This is a genomic window from Methylomonas albis (assembly GCF_014850955.1).
GTDB classification, from domain to species: domain Bacteria; phylum Pseudomonadota; class Gammaproteobacteria; order Methylococcales; family Methylomonadaceae; genus Methylomonas; species Methylomonas albis.
This window is the reverse complement of record NZ_JACXSS010000001.1, coordinates 2,430,578-2,448,291: the sequence shown is the minus strand read 5'-3', so window position 1 is coordinate 2,448,291 and position 17,714 is coordinate 2,430,578. Positions and strand designations below refer to the sequence as shown.

Here is a 17,714-nt window from a genome sequence, read left to right as displayed (position 1 = left end):
ACAATATGCGCACGTAGGGTAATCGTTTGCTTTCTCCCTTCGGCGAAACAGGGATACGCTCAGCCTTGCGAATTACCAATCTTTAAATTTAAACCGCTTCAAGCGTTGTTTAAACTTTTCCTTGTCAATGAAGTACAAAATCGCCAGCAAAATCCCAGGCCAAAATAGAAACAAAAATATTTGACTCAAAGCAGCAAAACTCATGTGTGCGATCCTCTAAGACTAGGGCTGGGATAATGACATTGATTGATCCCCGCACCAAATAGTTTCAAAAATGGCCGCTGGATGCCGATCAAAGACAGTTATAAACTCATTTGCTGCCTGTCAAATCGAGTGTGTGGCTGGCAAATTAGGATCGTGTGGGTGAATTCGCCTCCACGCCGATGGAAAATTGGGTTCCGAAAGCGGCATGCTCCGCTCCTGAAGTGCCCGTCTTCGGCTGCTCTGGCCAGTCTTCTCGTTCAATCCCTGACTCGGATCGCCCAAGCCATGGCCGACTGTAGTGGTCAACTTTTTTCGGACACCGAGATAGGTTGTTGTGCTGCCATTTTCCTTTCAAAGCCATTGGGCGGCAGGTAGCCCAATACGGTGCGCCTAACGGCAGTACCCTATAGTCAGCGCACCTTATGGCCTTGCTCTTTTTGGAATACATACACAATTGCGCCATACCCCGAGAGGCTTAGCCAACGTGGTGGATGCCCCTCCGCTCAAAGTATTTAAGCTCGCCCACGCTGTCTTTTGCTATCGTCGCAATCTTTTTTAGCTTGCGCGCAAGCCTGCCAAGCTGGCGATTAAACCTAAAAGCCTTGCGGGCAAGGTAAATTGATTCGCCCGCCGGGCGAAATGCCTTGCGCGCAACGCATTTTGCTATGGTCGCGAAGCTTTTTACCTTGCGCGCAACCCGTTTGAGCTTGCGCACGAGGTATTTTGCTATCGTCGCAATCATTTTTACCTTGCGCGCAAGCCTGCCGAGCCTGGCGATTAAACCTAAAAGCCTTGCGGGCGAGGCAAATTGATTCGCCCGCAAGGCAAAATGCCTAGCGCGCAACGGGTTTAATCTCGCGCACAAGGTGATTTACTATCGTCGTAAAGCTTTCTGTATTACTCGCCAGCTTATTAAGCTATGCGATACAGCGTTTTAGTCTGAGTCCGAGCGAAGGGAGTTTGCGCGAATAGCTCAATGCGATTAGCGCGAGGCGTCAAGGTCCGAATGAAGGGGAAATCTCTAATCCCCCAAAGAAAATCATGCCGGGCACTAACCAATCGCTCAGGACTTGAATGCAATTGATTGATGTATTGTTGGCAGGCTTGTTCGGCTATCGGTCAATAACTGCCTCATGCTGAAGCAATTTCAATGACCTCTAACTGTTCGTTTGCCACCCTATAATCGTCGGCAGTCCTAGGATGCATAAGCGATAGCGTCATGCATCGAGAGGCATCCTAAGGCGGCGGATGACGCTCCGCTGGGCTCTTTAATAGATTCGCTAGATATTCAGATTTGTTAGTTTCAGTTTAACCACCTGTTCATATTTGATATGCAGTCCGTCGATCACCTTCCTGGATGAAACCAAGTATTTTTCGGTTTGGGTGGTGACTTGAATACTATGCATGACTGCAATTTGGTTAATGAAATTTTCGTCAAAATTTGGGTCAGAAGTATGAATCACAAGCAGGCGCCTTGGCGACAACGCAATAGACAGCAAGTGGATAGGCTTATCCGATAGGCCGCCGTTCACTACTACTGGCGAATCACCCGTTAGGAAGTGCTCTCCATCTGGTAGATCGAATGTGCTCCAGCATAACTGAGTAAGGTACTCAATGAATTGTTCATCAAATATATAGTTTATTAGAGCGGTAAGCAGGTTGTTTCGTACTACAGCGCCTATATCGAGGTTGTTCAATATCTCCTGCAATTGCAAGGACGGTCGCCGCCGCACAAGGTCTTCTATGATCTCAGCAGCATTAACAGATCGCTCGATTTCTGCAATTCGCTTCGGACTTCGCTCAAGAAGAGAGTTAATGAATAGCGACCATACTCGCCTATCGTCAACGGATAGCGAATTGATGTTTGAAGAAATAAGCTTCTGATGGATCAGCGCCGCCGCATCATCAATATTAGAAAAGAAGTTACGCTCTAGCTCGTCAGAACTAGTCTGAGATAGAAACGGAAGCCCTACGGGTTTGAATGAATACAGGTCGTTGACGTAAGCGACCGACTTAGCTGGTCTACGCTTCAATACAATATTCCCGGCTTTATTTCGTGTGTACAACCAAAACCCCATGCCGTCGCAATCGTACCAAGCACGAAGATAGAACTTAGGGACGAAATGATGCTTGTGTGAAAACTGCTTCTGCTTAAGCATTTGAACCTAACGCGGTGGTCAATATCTTTTAACTCGATAAGATGGTGACTGATGCGCTTCCTTTCGTTCGGCACATGCTATGCTCATCTTATGGGCTTGCCTAATGATCGTTTACACAAAAATTCTTACACCTTCCCCTACGATGCGGTGCACGTTGTTAACCACATCCTAGGGGCTCATGATTTCAATGCTTGCCTTTTCATAAGACCATCTTCCATCTTCATTCTATAGAGCATGCACTTATATTCTTTTTTTGACAGAATTTTTAATACTCCTTCGATGTCATCGTCTTTTGTTCTGGCGCCGAATGTAATTGACTTTATGGCTTCTATACAAATTGGTACATCAGTGTAAAGCACTTCACTTTGGTTTTTGACATCTATGTGTTTAGAATTTGTTTGGCAGTTGACTGTTACAGATATTTCGCCAAAGCTTTCATAAAACAAAAATCTATATTCATTTTCATAACCCCAAAGAGAACGCTTTGAGAAAACGACATCATTGACGAGTGAATCCCGGTGTTTTTTTGTCTCACCATACAAAAGATAATCAAGAATATTGAAAGAAGGGGTTAAGTTTTCATGATATTTTATTGGTCCTTCTCTCAATAGATTTGGCTTTTTTTTAAAAGGCTCGTCTATCTCAAGAACACACCCATAGTGTTGATCAGCGTAATGAGCCCACATCAATCTATTATCATACTCGGTTGTAACACACAAAATTCGAAAACATTTGATTTGAGCTATATTTAAAAAATCCCTGAAATCCGATTCAGGGCTCCTATTAAAATTAGCCATGAATTCTGAAAAATGCTCTCTTCTATATGTGCCAACTTCTATCATATGCCGTATCATATAAATTAGAGTTTTATTGATGTCACTTAATTTAACACTGTTATAGACAGAGATTCCTTTTGCGCATTCAGTTAGAATATCCCAGCATTTTTCATGTGAATTAATATATTGCTCTTTTGTGAAAGGTGTAAATTGGCATTCTTCTATATCATTAAAAATTACAGGACTCGACCATCGCAATGACTCATTTTCGAGTATTAGGTTGGTAGTGTTTGTATTGGTGTATTTATAAAAAGTCATTATTCGGCATTTTTACTTTTATTGGCAGATCTACCACGCAATATTTTAAAGCTAACAAGTTATCATCTAATTTTAAATATCGCTATCTTTCCAGCTTCCCAGCAATTTTTCATGTTCACTCAAGCTAGGTAAACCCGGCCTAGCCCCCATCCGTGAGCAGCAAAACGCCCCGGCCACACTGGCGTAGCGCAATAAGTCTATCCAGCTCAAGTCTTTGGCAAGGCCGGCGGCAAAGGCGCCGTGAAAGGCGTCGCCGGCGCCGGTTGTGTCTATGGCGACGATAGGCGGGGCGCTGAGGCTACCTTGTTCCTGGCCGCGTTGCCAGATTAAGCCGCGCTCGCCCAGGGTAATCACTACCACCGGGGCAAGTTGCGCCAGTTTGGATAAGGCCAGGTTTTCATCGCCGGCATATTGCACGGCAAATTTTTCCGAACAGACCAGATATTCGACTTTAGTCATGAGAGCCTGCGTGCCGGCATGCAGGGAGCCGGCATCCAACACCGTCGGTATCGGCTTGCTGAGTTGCTCAAGACAGCGCAGGGAAATATGCGGTTCATGACCATCGAACAACAGCACTTTGGCTGCTAAGCCGTCAAAGTCGATAGCGGTGGCGGGCAGGGCGCTGGTTTGTCCTTTGTAATTGATTAAGGCGCGTTGGCCGTTCGGTTTTACCAGCACCGTGGACAACGGGGTGGGCGACTCGCCGCGTACCACGAAGCGGGTATCGACACCGTGATCCTCTAGTTCCCGCAAATGACTGTCACCATATACATCATGACCCAAATAGCCGCAAAAGCCGGCTTTGCCGCCCAATTTAGCCACCGTGACGGCGGCGTTGGCCGCGGGTCCGCCGCCGCAGCCCAGCAAGTCGTCGGCGACGATTTTTTCATCGGTGCCGGGATGATGCGGCACCGAAAACACCAAGTCGTAACTGGCATGGCCGATACAAAGTACGTCGAGCGGTGCGGCGGTCATTGCGCCACACCTTTGCTGCGGTTGTCCATGCGCCGCAGGAATTCGCTCATGATGGCTTTGTACAATTCATCACCCAGATATTTGTCTTCCACGCCGCTGTCGATGCTGGGGTTATCGTTCACCTCGATCACATAGCCTTTGCCCTTGATTTCTTTTACGTCCACACCGTACAAGCCGTTACCGATGGGTTGGGTGGCCCGTAACGCCGCGTCCAGCACGCCTTTAGGGACTTCGAAGGTGGGCAGGGTGTCGAAATTGCCGCTGTCGGTGCGTTTGGCGCCATGCCGATAAATCTGCCAATGGTTTTTCACCATGAAGTAGCGGCAAGCGTACAAAGCCTTTTGATTGAAAATGCCGATGCGCCAATCAAAATCGGTGTACAAAAATTCCTGGGCCAGCAATAGCGCCGATTGCTCGAATAACTCGGCGACTTTGCTCTCCAGTTCCTGGCGGTTATGCACTTTGACGATGCCGCGCGAAAACGAGCCGTCCGGAATTTTGATCACCACCGGATAACCGGCTATGGCTTCCAGATTGTCCAGGTGTTGGGTATTGCCCTTGTGCAAGATCCAGGTTTTGGGCGACGGCACTTTATGAGTGCGAAACAGGTCGGCCAGATAGACTTTATTAGCGCAGCGCAGGATGGAGGTGGGGTCGTCGATCACCACCAAACCTTCTGCTTCCGCTTTTTTTGCGAAACGGTAGGTGTGATGGTCGATGGCGGTAGTTTCACGGATGAATAAACCATCAAATTCCGGCAGGCGGCCGTAATGATTCAAGGTAATCAGTTCCACATCGATACCCAGTTGCCGGCCGGCATCGATAAATTTTTTCAGCGCGCCGCGATTGCTAGGCGGCAATTGTTCGGAGGGATTGATCAGAATCGCCAAATCATAGCGCGCGGTTTTTCGGGTCCGGCTTTTCCGCCAGACCTTTTTGCTGAAGCGATCCAGCGCATCGGCAAACAAAGTCTGCATGGCATCGTCCAACTGCCTGGGGGAGACGGCTTTTAGATCGGTGATTTGCCATTGCTGCTCAAAGCGTAAGCTGATTTCCAAAATCGGGCAGGCGAAACGCTCGAACAATAGCCGCGCCAGTTCTTGAAAAGCCGGTTCTGGCGTGGTGCCGAAATAACTGTACAGGGTAACTTCGCCGTTTTTGTTTTGATGTTTGAAGGCCCGCGCCAGCGGTTGGTTCAAGTCTTCCAGTTGCAGGCGGTACAAGGCATTTTTGCCCAAGTCGTTGATGACTTTTACCGACGGAATCACATGATGGTTGCGAGCCTCGGCCAGCAGCGAGCAATAATAGCCATCAGATAAATAGGTGTAGCTGCTGCACAGGTTGATTACCCGCACCCGCTGCTCGGGATCGGCTGGTTCGCTGGCTAGATAGTCTTCAAAGCTGACCACCTGGTCGCTAGGGTAATAAGGATTCCAATCGGTAAGATCGTCAACGACTAGCAGCGTGCTTGCCATGGTAAAAAGTGCTCGGTAGGTTTATGTTAGGCGGGGATTTTGAAACCAGTCGGGTTTTAAGACAAGCCGAATTCTGCAATTCTCTTTTTGCCTGCCTATTGCTTGCGGCTTAGGGGTTTGCCACACTGTGAATTTACTGTCTCGGAAATTTTGCGTATGCAGATGAGTTTGTCCCCCTACGGCACGGAGATCGATACCAGTGTATTCCCTCCCAGTTACGCGGCGGCCAAGCAGCGTTGGCTAGCGCTACTGGCGGAAATGTCCTTGCCTGTGCGCCATCAGATTTATCAATGCGCCGGGTTGGGCCCTGACGGTGAAACCTTGCTCACTGACACCGCCTGGATAGGCGACGAAAATGCGGAAAACCTGGTGGTGGCCATTGCCGCTACGCACGGTGTAGAGGGCTTTGCGGGGAGCGCGATACAGATCGATCTGCTGCAAGGTTTAAGCAATCGCCAGCTGGATATTCCGCACAATACGGCGATATTGTTGATTCACGCCTTAACGCCCTGGGGTTACGCCTGGTCGCGGCGTTGCGACGGCGACGGCGTGGATTTAAATCGCAATGCGGTGGACTTTTCCCAACCCTTGCCGGAAAACCCGGATTACGATTTGTTGCGGGATTGGCTATTCGTGGCGGATGGGGAGCAAAGACGGCAGGCGTTTGCCGATTTTAGCCGGCAATACGGCCGGGTCGCACTGGAAAAAGCCATCAGCGGCGGCCAATACCGCGACCCGTCCGGACCGTTTTACGGTGGCCTGGCGCCGGCGCATGGCCGGTTGGTTTGCGAGGATTTGATCAATCGGCACGGCTTGGCCCAACGCCGCTTGGCGGTGGTAGATTTGCACACCGGCCTGGGGCCTTACGGCTACGGCGAAATTATTTGCGATCATCAACCCGATAGCGCCGGAGCAGCGGTTGCGCAAGGCTGGTATGGCGATTCGGTGACTTTGCCTTTAGCCGGCACATCCAGTTCGGTGCCGAAATTGGGCTTGTTGGATTATCTCTGGCACGCCAACATGAATCCACAGAGCTGTTATGTGACCTTGGAATTTGGCACTTACAGTACCGACCACTTGTTTGAAGTGCTGCTGCGCGATCATCAACTGTGGGCCGCAGAGGATAATCACGAACAACGTTTTGCGCACAGCATGGTGATGCGTCATCACTTTTGTCCCAACGACAACGCCTGGCAAGAAATGGTGTTATTTCGTGCTCGGCAAGTGCTGAGTCAAGCGTTACGCGGGGTATCGTCATGACGGCTTTACCGGCTTTAGCTCACGAGTTGGCGGTGCGTCCGGCGCAAAGCGCCGATCTTGAGGGTTTGGTGGCTTTGGAAAATGCCAGTTTCGCGACCGACAAATTAAGCCGACGCAGTTTTCGGCATTGGTTGAGTTCGGAACATCGCGCGCTGCTGGTAGCGGAATGGGCCGGGCTAGTGGCCGGCTATATTTTGATCATTTATCACCCCGGCACCCGCTTGGCGCGGATTTATTCCCTGGCCGTTTCTCCTCAGCTACGCGGCTATGGAATAGCCAAGAGCTTAATGCTGGCCGGCGAGCAAGCGGCACGTGACGATGGTCGTCTTTATCTGCGCCTGGAAGTTTCCGTGGATAACACGCCCGCGATCCGCCTTTATGAGGCGCTGGGTTTTCAAAAGTTTGGTATGTATCGCGACTATTATCAAGACCATAAAGATGCCTTGCGCTACCAAAAGCGCATCCGCCGCTATCGCGATACCCCGCAACACCGCTCTGTGCATTGGCTGCGGCAAACCACGCCGTTTACCTGCGGGCCGGCGGCGCTGATGATGGCGATGCACGCGCTGAACAAAAGTTATCTGCCATCGCGCGAGCAGGAAATCGAGTTATGGCGCGAAGCGACCACCATTTTCATGACCTCCGGCCACGGCGGTTGTCATCCCATCGGCTTGGCGCTGGCGGCTAAACGCCGGCAATTTGCGGTGGAGGTGTGGATCAATCAAACAGGTTCATTGTTTATCGATGGCGTGCGTAGCGAGGACAAAAAGCAGATCGTCGAATTGGTCGACACCTGTTTCAAGCGCGAAGCGGTGGAGCAGGGCGTGGCGATACACTATACCAACGTTACACAGAACGATTTAATCGCTGCGTTCGAAGCCGGGGCGATACCGTTAATTCTAATCAGCACCTATTCGATGGATCGTAAGAAGGTTCCGCATTGGGTGGTGATGAGCGGTTTTGATAAGGACTGCTTGTATATGCACGATTCCGACCCGGACGATGGTCGGCAGAATGAGTTGGATTGCCAGTTTATTCCCATCGCCCGCGAGGATTTTGAGCGGATGTCCTGCTTCGGCAAATCGCGCTTGCGGACGGCGGTAATCGTCTGGCCCGGCATTTAGTTCGAGCTTTTCATTCTCAGATGCCGGTGCAGACGGTACAATTGCACTATAAACAGCTAATATTCACGAGACCTTAATTCATGAACGACCATAATCAAGACGACGGCAGCAAGAAAGTTAAAAACATTGCCGCGGTTTTGTTCCTATTGGTGTTGACCTTTTTGGTCGGCGGCTCCTACCTACACCAGCAAACCACGGATGCCGCTGAAGTGCCTGCAAGCGCTGTAGTTCAACCCTAAAATTTGCCCGATCACGATTTTCGGATGCGTACCGCTGTACCGAAATTGACATCGCCCTGCAACAACAGTACCTTAGCCGGCTTTCTTTAGAAACCGTCTTCAAAATCAGAATTTCAAGAGTCATTAATGGAAGAATTTCATCGCATTAGTCGTCTGCCGCCTTACGTTTTTAACATCGTCAACGAGCTGAAAGCCAAAGCCCGAGCGGAGGGCGAGGATGTTATCGATTTTGGTATGGGCAATCCGGATCAGCCCACCCCCAAGCATATTCTCGACAAGATGGTGGAAGTGGCGCAACGCGACGATACCCATCGCTATTCGGTTTCCAAAGGCATTCCGCGCTTACGCAAAGCGATTTGCGGTTGGTACAAAAAGCGTTTTGACGTTGATCTGGATTTTAATACCGAAGCCATCGTCACGATAGGCTCTAAAGAAGGCTTGTCGCATTTGGCACTGGCTACCTTAGGCCCCGGCGATGTGGTGCTGGTGCCGAACCCGGCTTATCCGATTCATCCTTATGGCGTGGTGATCGCCGGTGCGGATATTCGTCATGTGCCGTTGACCCCTGGTGTCGATTTTTTTGAAGAATTGAAAAAAGGCATCGCCGAATGCTGGCCTAAGCCGAAGATGTTGATTTTAAACTTTCCGGGCAATCCAACCTGCCAATGCGTGGAGCTGGATTTCTTCGAGAAAGTGGTGGCGATTTGTAAGGAACACAAGATCTGGGTCGTGCATGACATCGCTTACGCGGACATCGTATTCGATGGCTACGTGGCACCGTCGATATTGCAGGTGGAAGGCGCGAAAGACATCGCTGTCGAATTTTTCTCCTTATCTAAAAGCTATAACATGCCCGGCTGGCGTGTCGGCTTTATGTGCGGTAACCCCACTTTGGTGGCGGCCTTGACCCGCATCAAATCGTATATGGATTACGGCACTTTTACGCCGATTCAGGTGGCTGCGATTGCTGCGTTGGAAGGACCGCAAGAGTGCGTAAAGGAAATTTGCGATATGTACAAAGCCCGCCGCGACGTGTTGTGCGACGGCTTGAATGCCATGGGCTGGCATGTGGAAAAACCCAAGGCCACCATGTTTGTCTGGGCCAAAATCCCAGCAGCGTATCGGGAAATGGGGTCTATCGAATTTGCCAAGAAATTGATTATCGACGCCAAAGTGGCAGTATCGCCTGGAATCGGTTTTGGTCAACACGGCGACGATCACATCCGTTTTAGCTTGATCGAAAACGAGCACCGCACCCGCCAAGCCTTGCGCAGCATCCGCAATATGCTGAAAAAAGACAACGTAGTATAATCGCCGCCATTTTTGGGTATAACGCTAGGAGTCAGGTTTGAAGCCGGTAACAGTTGGGGTTTTGGGATTGGGTACCGTCGGTGGTGGCACCGTCAACGTACTGAAAAGGAATGCCGGGGAAATCGCTCGCCGGGCCGGCCGGGAAATTGTCGTTACCCGCGCCTCTGCGCGCGATCTAAACCGGGAGCGGATTTGCGCTACTGACGGCATTGCCTTGACCAGCGACCCGTTCGAGATTGTCAACGATCCGGACATCGATGTGGTCGTCGAACTGATCGGCGGCTACGATTTGGCTAAACAACTGGTGCTAAGTGCGATTGCCAACGGTAAGCATGTGGTTACCGCCAATAAAGCCCTGATCGCCTTGCACGGCAACGAAATTTTCGCCGAAGCCAGCAAGAAAGGCGTGATGGTGATGTTTGAAGCGGCGGTAGCCGGCGGTATCCCTATCATCAAAGCCATCCGCGAAGGTTTGGCTGGCAACCGCATCAACTGGCTGGCCGGCATCATCAACGGCACCGGCAATTTCATCCTCACAGAAATGCGCGACAAAGGCCGTGATTTCGCCGATGTGTTGGCCGAGGCGCAGGCGCTGGGTTACGCTGAAGCCGATCCGACCTTTGATGTGGAAGGGATAGACGCTGGGCATAAACTGACGATTCTGGCGTCGATTGCCTTTGGCATTCCCTTGCAGTTTGACAAAGTCTTCACTGAAGGCATCACCAAAATCACCCGTCTGGACGTGGAGTACGCCGAAGCGCTAGGGTATCGGATCAAAAATCTAGGCATCGCCCGGAAAACTGAGGATGGCATCGAATTACGCGTGCATCCCACCTTGATCCCGAAACGCCGCTTGATTGCTAATGTCGACGGTGTGATGAACGCGGTGTTGGTCTGTGGCGATGCGGTTGGGCCAACCTTATATTATGGCGCCGGTGCCGGTGCTGAGCCTACCGCTTCGGCTGTGGTGGCCGATCTGGTGGACGTGGTCAGAGCGATGACCAGCGATCCAGAAAACCGGGTGCCACACCTGGCTTTCCAGGCCGATGCGATTGCCGATATTCCGGTGCTGCCGGTCGATGAGATCAAAACGGCTTACTATCTGCGCCTGACTGCCGAGGACAAACCCGGCGTACTAGCCGACGTGAGTCGGATATTAGCCGCGCACAACATCAGTATCGAAGCGCTAATTCAAAAAGAGCCGCCGCAAGGCGAGACCTCAGTGCCTATCATCATGTTGACGCAACTGACGCTGGAAAAAGAAATGAACGCGGCGATTGCCGACATCGAAGCCTTGACGACAGTCAGCGGCAAAGTGGCGCGCATTCGCTTGGAAACTTTAGGATAAACCATGGCAAACCAAACCCGCTACACCGGCATCATCGAACGTTACCGCGACCGCTTGCCGGTCTCCGCCGACACCCGGCTGATCAGTCTTTGCGAAGGCAATACCCCGCTGATCCAATTGCAAAACATCCCGCGCTTGATCGGCAAGGATGTCGATATCTACGTTAAATTCGAAGGCTTGAATCCGACAGGTTCGTTTAAAGATCGTGGTATGACCATGGCTGTGACCAAAGCCGTGGAAGAGGGCAGTCAAGCCATTATTTGCGCATCTACCGGCAATACCTCGGCCGCTGCGGCTGCGTACGCGGTGCGGGCCGGCATCAAAGCCTTTGTGCTAATTCCGGAAGGCAAAATTGCCCTGGGCAAATTGGCGCAAACCCTGATGTATGGCGCGCAGATCATTCAGATCAACGGCAATTTCGATGCTGGCATGGACATTGTGAAGAAAATTTCCGATCACGCCCCGGTCACTATTGTTAACTCCATCAACCCTTATCGGATCGACGGTCAAAAAACTGCGGCGTTCGAAATCGTTGATGCCTTGGGCGATGCTCCGGATTTCCATTGTTTGCCTGTAGGTAACGCCGGTAATATCACCGCGTACTGGAAGGGCTATAAAGAATATTCAACCGATACTGCCACTCATAAAGCCGTGACCAAAAAACGTCCGGTGATGTGCGGCTACCAAGCAGCGGGTGCCGCGCCGTTTTTAGCCGGCCATCCGGTGGAAAACCCGGAAACCGTGGCCACCGCAATTCGCATCGGTAATCCGCAATCCTGGGATGGCGCTTGGACTGCGCAGAAACAATCCGGTGGTTGGTTTGTATCGTTCACCGACCAGCAAATCTTGGCCGCACAAAAAATGCTGTCGCAATTTGAAGGTATATTCTGCGAACCGGCTTCCGCCACATCGTTAGCCGGTGCCTTGCATGACATCGCCAACGGCAATATTCCTGAGGGCAGCAAAATTGTATGCACCCTGACCGGTAACGGTATCAAGGATCCGGATATCGCCATCAGCCAATGTAAAGACGCGCATCCGGTGACCATAGACGCCACCCTGGATGCGGTGAAAAAAGCCATTTTGGACTCGATGTGATTTTAAACATGATCATCGACAAGCCGGCAATTGCCGGCTTTTTTATTGCTTGATATGTATCTGCAAAGCGTAAAAAAAGCCATCGTACCCAGGCCGGAGCTGACCAAGCATACGCATTTAGGCGAGATGGACCCGGTTCTGCAACGCATTTTCAGCAGTCGCGGCGTACAAAATACCGAAGAGCTGGATCGTAGTCTGGCGAGTTTACCGTCGCCGTGGCTGTTAAGCGGTATGAAGGAGATGGTTGAACATTTGGTAGACGCGATCAGACAGCAGCAAAAAATTACCGTGGTCGCGGATTTCGATGCCGACGGCGCCACCAGTTGCGCATTGGCTCTAAAAGGCTTGCTCTTGTTAGGTGCCGGCAAGGTGGATTTTGTGGTGCCTAATCGATTTGAATACGGTTACGGCCTGACGCCGGAAATCGTCGAACTGGTGAAGCGGCAAACGCCCGACATTATCGTTACCGTCGATAACGGTATTTCCAGTATCGATGGGGTGAAGGCTGCCAAGGCCGCCGGTATCAAGGTGTTGATTACCGATCACCATTTGCCGGGTTCGGAGCTGCCGGATGCCGATGCGATAGTTAATCCCAATTTGCCTGACGATAAGTTTCCGAGCCAACATATTGCCGGTGTCGGTGTGATGTTTTACATCCTGATGGCCTTGCGGATTCGCTTGCGTGAATTGCACTGGTTTGAAAAGGCTGGCATTCCCGAGCCGAATCTGGCGCGTCTCCTGGATTATGTGGCCTTGGGTACTGTGGCGGACGTGGTGGCCTTGGATCAGGTTAACCGCATTTTGGTACATCAAGGCTTGCTGCGCATCCGCTCCGGGCAATGCCAGCCCGGCATCAAGGCTTTGGCTGAGGTGGCCGGTAAGCAATTGTCCGGGATTCATGCCAGCGATTTGGGCTTTTCCATTGCGCCGCGTCTCAATGCCGCCGGACGAATGGACGATATGTCTTTAGGCATTCAATGCTTGCTGACCGACGATGCCGGCTTGGCACATGACATAGCCGAGCAATTGCATGCCTTGAACCAAGACCGAAAAGAAGTCGAAGGCCAGATGAAGACCGAGGCGATGGTATTGCTCTCGGAAATGAAGGCACTGGATGAAAAACACGTGCCGGCCGGCGTTTGTTTGTATGACGGCAACTGGCATCAAGGGGTGATCGGCATCCTGGCGTCGCGGATCAAGGACCGCTTACACCGGCCGGTGATCGCATTTGCGCCAGCCGATAATGGCGATATCAAAGGTTCGGCACGCTCCATCAATGGTGTGCATATTCGCGATGTGCTCAGTGAAATCGCTGCCAAGCATCCGCAAATTTTAAGCAAATTCGGCGGCCACGCCATGGCGGCGGGTCTGACGCTTAAGCTACACGATTACCCACATTTTGCGCTGGCTTTCGCCGAGACGGTGGCGGCGAAATTGGAGTGGGTGGATCTGGAGCAAAAAGTCTATTCCGACGGCGATTTGGATGAGCAGCACATGACGCTGGCATTCGCGGAAACGTTGCAACAAGTGGCGGTTTGGGGGCAGAGCTTTCCGGAGCCGGTGTTCAATGGCGTGTTCGATGTGATCCAATGCCGCATCGTCGGGCAGCAGCATTTAAAGTTTGTGTTGCGCTTGCCCTTTAGCGGCCAGTTGTTGGACGCGATTGCGTTTTTCGCCGATCACCCGGAGAAGTGGCTGGGTTGCCGAAAAATCAACGCGGCGTATAAGCTGGATATTAATGAATTTCGCGGGCAGCGCAGCCTGCAACTATTGGTGCATTATCTGGAGAAATGGGAATAAGCGCCTATGTCTGAGAGAGTATTACGCTGGATAGACGCACATACGCTGGCGCTGCTGCTGGTGATCATGCTGTTGCGCGGCGGATTTTTGCTGATCAACGGTTTCGATTTGATCGGCGACGAAAGCTATTACTGGGATTGGTCGCGGCAACCGGATTGGTGTTATTACAGCAAGCCGCCGATGATAGCCTGGTTGATTGGTGCGTTTACCTGGTTGTTGGGCGATCATACCTTTACCGTGCGTTTGCCGGCTCTAGTGCTGGGTACGGTATTTCTAGGTTTTTTTCACGCGACAGCCAAGGCATTTTACGGTGCGCGCGGCGCTGCCATGGCGCTGTTACTGGTGCTGGCCACGCCTATCAATGTGTTGGCCAACTTCCTGATGACCATAGATGCGCCGCTGTATTGTTTCTGGATGATGAGCGTTTATTATTTAAGACGAGCATTGTTCGACAAGCAAGCGCGAGCCTGGTTATGGGCGGGTTTTGCGAGTGCGGCGGCCTTGCTGAGCAAGCAGTCCGCACTGATCTTACCCTTGATGTTGCTGATATTTTTGTCCTTGGATGGTCAGCGGCGGCCCTTGCTGAAAAAAGAGTTTTGGCTGTATTTGCTACCCATTATCCTCGCGGCAGTGCCGATTTTATGGTGGAACCAGCAACACGATTGGGTGATGTTCGGGCATAGCAAAAGCCATTTCGGCAACCACGAACCGGTAAGCCTGGTTAAGCATTTGCAATGGGCTGGGGATTTTCTGCTCTATCAGATTTTATTGGTCTCGCCGCTGCTGTTTGTATTGGTGGTGATTAGCAGCGCGCAAGCGGCGCTCAATTTTAAACACTTGGCTGCGGAGCAACGCTTTTTACTATTGATGGGGCCAGCTTTACTGCTGGGCGTGTTGCTACTCAGTGTTCTGCAAAAAGCCCAAGGCAATTGGCCAATGCCTTTTTATTTTACCGGCCTGATTTTGTTGGTGGGCAACTGGCTGGCTGGCGCCTGGAAAACAGCCTTGAAATACGGCGTTGCACTGGGTTTGGCGATGGTGCTGTTGACCTATTCCTTACCCATCGTGTTACAAGTCTTCAAATTGCAAAATTCGGCGTTCGATCCCACCAAACGCTTTAACAGTTGGCAGGAATTAGCGATAAATGTGCATTTCGAGCGTTTGATCAGTTTGCCGAATCCGGAAAATACCTTTGTGGTAGCCTTGGGCCACCGTTATTTGGCAAGCGAGTTGGCTTTTTATTTACCGGATCACCCCAAGGTTTATCGTTATGAAAGCAGTGGTTTGGTGACCTCGCAGTACGAAGTCTGGTCCGGTCCGCAAGCATTTATCGGTAAAAACGGTTTTGTGATTGGGGAAACGCCGGCGGAAGGTTTACCTGCTGAATTGAAAACCGCGTTCGAAAATTTCCGATTTTTGGCGCAAATTCCTAATCCCAGTAAGCCAAACTCACCCTATTACCTGTATTTAGGTGAAAACCTGAAGTTTTGGCCGGAAACTGTTCGGCCGGCATTAGTTAAGGAAGGATATGCCCCATCAGAAAATTAGACGCGCGCGCAACGAACTATTGCTGGTGTTGATATTGGCGGCACTGACCACGCTATTGTTTTGGCTGACAGATCTGGATTTACGCTTGGCGGCCTTGTTTTATCATCCGGAAAATCCCAGCGATGTCTGGCCGACGCAGCATTGGTGGCCGTTGAAGCTGTTGTACGACTACGCTTTTCCATTCACCATGTGGTCCGGTGTGATAGCGTTGGCGGTTTACGTCCTGAGTCATTTTCATGCCTACACGCAACGCTTTCGCAGGAAGGCCTTATACATTCTGCTAGTCATTGCTTTAGGTCCGGGTCTGGTAGTCAATCTTATCGTTAAAGATCATTGGGGTAGACCCCGGCCCGTGCATGTTAGCGAATTCGGTGGCCAGTATCCGTATGTGCCGCCTGCCAAATTCGGCCACACCCTGGATAAGTCCTTTGTTTGCGGCCATTGCTCGGTGGGCTATGCGTTTTTTGCTTTGTATTTTTTGTCGCAAAATCACAAAGCGCTTTATTTTTTGCTGACCATAGTGTTGGCTTGGACCTTGGGTTTTACACGGATGACTTCGGGCGGGCATTTTGCGTCAGATATTTTGTGGTCCGGATACTTGGTGTTTTTGGTGGCTTATGCCTTGTACTACGGCTGGTATGTTCGTATCAAACCTGTCACCAAGGCCGATCAATGAGTATGGCAATCAAAATTTGGGTGGATGCTGACGCTTGCCCTAATCTGATTAAAACCGTACTGTTCCGCGTCGCGCAAAAACGACAATTGGAGTTGCTGCTGATCGCCAATCAAACCGTCGCCGCGCCGCCGTCCCGCTATATTAAATCCATTCGCGTCAGCGGCGGCTTTGATGTGGCTGATAATTATATCGTCGAGCATCTGCGGGCCGGTGATTTGGCTATTACCGGCGACATTCCACTGGCAGCGAAAATCATCGCCAAGCAGGGTTTTGTGATTAATCCGCGCGGTGAAGCTTACACTGTCGAGAATATCGGCGAAAAACTGGCCATGCGCGATTTCATGGAAGGTTTGCGCGATAACGGTTTGGCATCTGGCGGCGTAGCAGCCATGGCGGCGAAAAATGTGCAAAACTTCGCGAACGCGCTGGATAGATTTCTAGCCGTCAGACAAATATAACAGGCTGAGTTTTCAGGGCTAGCTTGATATAATGGCTCAGTTTTATATACCTAAACACGAGAGATTTGCATGATTCAAGGTAGTATCGTTGCACTGGTAACCCCATGATGGAAGACGGTGCGGTGGATGAAGCCAGTCTGAAACGGCTGGTAGAATTTCATATAGAGCAGGGTAGCGACGCCTTGGTAGCGGTCGGTACCACTGGTGAATCGGCCACTCTCGACGAAGACGAACATTGTGCGGTAATTAAATTTATCGTCGATTGCGTGTCGGGGCGGATACCGGTGATTGCCGGCACCGGCGCCAATTGCACGCGTGAAGCCATTCGTCTGACCCAAAAAGCCAAGCAAGCCGGGGCGGATGCCTGTTTGCTGGTCACGCCTTATTACAACAAGCCGACTCAGGAAGGTTTGTATCTGCATTACAAAGCCATCGCCGAAGCGGTCGACATTCCGCAAATCCTCTACAACGTGCCAGGCCGTACCGCTTGCGATCTGTTGCCGGAAACCGTCGGGCGTCTAGCTAAAATCGCCAATATAGTCGGGGTGAAAGAAGCCACCGGCAAACTGGAAAGAGTGAAGCAGATTAGGGATTTAACCGGCGATGATTTTGCGCTGTATACCGGTGACGACGCCACCAGTTGCGAATTTTGTTTGTTGGGTGGTAACGGCAGCATCACGGTAACCGGCAACGTGGCGCCTAAGCTCGTACATGAAATGTTGGCAGCGGCGATGAGCGGTGATCGCGCAACTGCCGAGGCGATAGACGCCAAATTGACCGGATTACATGGCAGCCTGTTCGTTCAGTCCAATCCTATTCCCGTCAAATGGGCGGTGGCTGAAATGGGCTTGATGGGCAACGGCATTCGTTTGCCCTTGACTTGGTTAACCGAGGACTGTTTCGCTACTGTGCGCGCAGCGATGCATCAAGCCGGTGTTTTATAAG

17 protein-coding genes are annotated in these 17,714 nt (G+C 51.1%); 11 read left to right on the top strand and 6 right to left on the bottom strand.

Annotated elements, in window-relative coordinates:
• Positions 1–72: 72 nt before the first annotated feature.
• The 6 genes from EBA_RS24560 to EBA_RS11300 form a co-directional block, all read right to left on the bottom strand.
• Complete coding sequence (locus EBA_RS24560) at positions 73–204, bottom strand: hypothetical protein (protein ID WP_267873576.1); 132 nt, start codon at positions 202–204, stop codon at positions 73–75.
• Positions 205–679: 475 nt separating this feature from the next.
• Positions 680–1,027 (bottom strand): hypothetical protein, encoded by a 348-nt coding sequence (locus EBA_RS11320; protein WP_192374815.1) that lies wholly within the window; start codon positions 1,025–1,027, stop codon positions 680–682.
• 457 nt (positions 1,028–1,484) lie between these two features.
• Positions 1,485–2,363 (bottom strand): DUF4238 domain-containing protein, encoded by an 879-nt coding sequence (locus EBA_RS11315; protein ID WP_192374814.1) that lies wholly within the window; start codon positions 2,361–2,363, stop codon positions 1,485–1,487.
• A 176-nt stretch (positions 2,364–2,539) separates the two neighbouring features.
• Entirely contained in the window at positions 2,540–3,457 is a 918-nt protein-coding gene (locus EBA_RS11310; RefSeq protein ID WP_192374813.1) for a DUF2971 domain-containing protein, read from the bottom strand.
• A 72-nt stretch (positions 3,458–3,529) separates the two neighbouring features.
• Positions 3,530–4,432 (bottom strand): carbohydrate kinase family protein, encoded by a 903-nt coding sequence (locus tag EBA_RS11305; protein WP_192374812.1) that lies wholly within the window; start codon positions 4,430–4,432, stop codon positions 3,530–3,532.
• Positions 4,429–5,907, bottom strand: coding sequence for a RimK family protein (locus EBA_RS11300; RefSeq protein ID WP_192374811.1), 1,479 nt, complete (start codon positions 5,905–5,907; stop codon positions 4,429–4,431). The genes EBA_RS11305 and EBA_RS11300 overlap by 4 nt, the downstream gene beginning before the upstream one ends.
• 162 nt (positions 5,908–6,069) lie before the next feature.
• On the opposite strand from EBA_RS11300, the gene EBA_RS11295 reads away from it, so the two are divergent.
• The 11 genes from EBA_RS11295 (at position 6,070) to dapA (ending at position 17,713) form a co-directional block, all read left to right on the top strand.
• Complete coding sequence (locus EBA_RS11295; RefSeq protein WP_324615349.1) at positions 6,070–7,167, top strand: DUF2817 domain-containing protein; 1,098 nt, start codon at positions 6,070–6,072, stop codon at positions 7,165–7,167.
• Positions 7,164–8,291, top strand: coding sequence for a GNAT family N-acetyltransferase/peptidase C39 family protein (locus EBA_RS11290; RefSeq protein ID WP_192374809.1), 1,128 nt, complete (start codon positions 7,164–7,166; stop codon positions 8,289–8,291). The genes EBA_RS11295 and EBA_RS11290 overlap by 4 nt, the downstream gene beginning before the upstream one ends.
• An 80-nt stretch (positions 8,292–8,371) precedes the next feature.
• Positions 8,372–8,530, top strand: coding sequence for a hypothetical protein (locus tag EBA_RS11285; protein WP_192374808.1), 159 nt, complete (start codon positions 8,372–8,374; stop codon positions 8,528–8,530).
• A gap of 126 nt (positions 8,531–8,656) precedes the next feature.
• Positions 8,657–9,841, top strand: a complete 1,185-nt coding sequence (gene alaC, locus EBA_RS11280; RefSeq protein WP_192374807.1) for an alanine transaminase — start codon at positions 8,657–8,659, stop codon at positions 9,839–9,841.
• A 37-nt stretch (positions 9,842–9,878) separates the two neighbouring features.
• Entirely contained in the window at positions 9,879–11,189 is a 1,311-nt protein-coding gene (locus EBA_RS11275; RefSeq protein WP_192374806.1) for a homoserine dehydrogenase, read from the top strand.
• 3 nt (positions 11,190–11,192) lie between these two features.
• The gene (thrC, locus tag EBA_RS11270; RefSeq protein ID WP_192374805.1) at positions 11,193–12,287 is read left to right on the top strand and encodes a threonine synthase; all 1,095 of its coding nucleotides are present in this window, start codon (positions 11,193–11,195) and stop codon (positions 12,285–12,287) included.
• Positions 12,288–12,341: 54 nt separating this feature from the next.
• Positions 12,342–14,087, top strand: coding sequence for a single-stranded-DNA-specific exonuclease RecJ (recJ, locus tag EBA_RS11265; RefSeq protein ID WP_192377260.1), 1,746 nt, complete (start codon positions 12,342–12,344; stop codon positions 14,085–14,087).
• A gap of 6 nt (positions 14,088–14,093) precedes the next feature.
• Positions 14,094–15,635: an ArnT family glycosyltransferase gene (locus EBA_RS11260; RefSeq protein WP_225616170.1), complete on the top strand. Its 1,542-nt coding sequence runs from the start codon at positions 14,094–14,096 to the stop codon at positions 15,633–15,635.
• Positions 15,616–16,311 carry a phosphatase PAP2 family protein gene (locus EBA_RS11255; RefSeq protein WP_192374804.1) on the top strand — a complete coding sequence of 232 codons (696 nt, stop codon included), beginning with the start codon at positions 15,616–15,618 and terminating at the stop codon, positions 16,309–16,311. The genes EBA_RS11260 and EBA_RS11255 overlap by 20 nt, the downstream gene beginning before the upstream one ends.
• A gap of 2 nt (positions 16,312–16,313) precedes the next feature.
• Complete coding sequence (locus EBA_RS11250; protein ID WP_456085607.1) at positions 16,314–16,769, top strand: YaiI/YqxD family protein; 456 nt, start codon at positions 16,314–16,316, stop codon at positions 16,767–16,769.
• A gap of 104 nt (positions 16,770–16,873) precedes the next feature.
• Entirely contained in the window at positions 16,874–17,713 is an 840-nt protein-coding gene (gene dapA / locus EBA_RS11245) for a 4-hydroxy-tetrahydrodipicolinate synthase (protein ID WP_192374803.1), read from the top strand.
• Position 17,714: the final 1 nt, after the last annotated feature.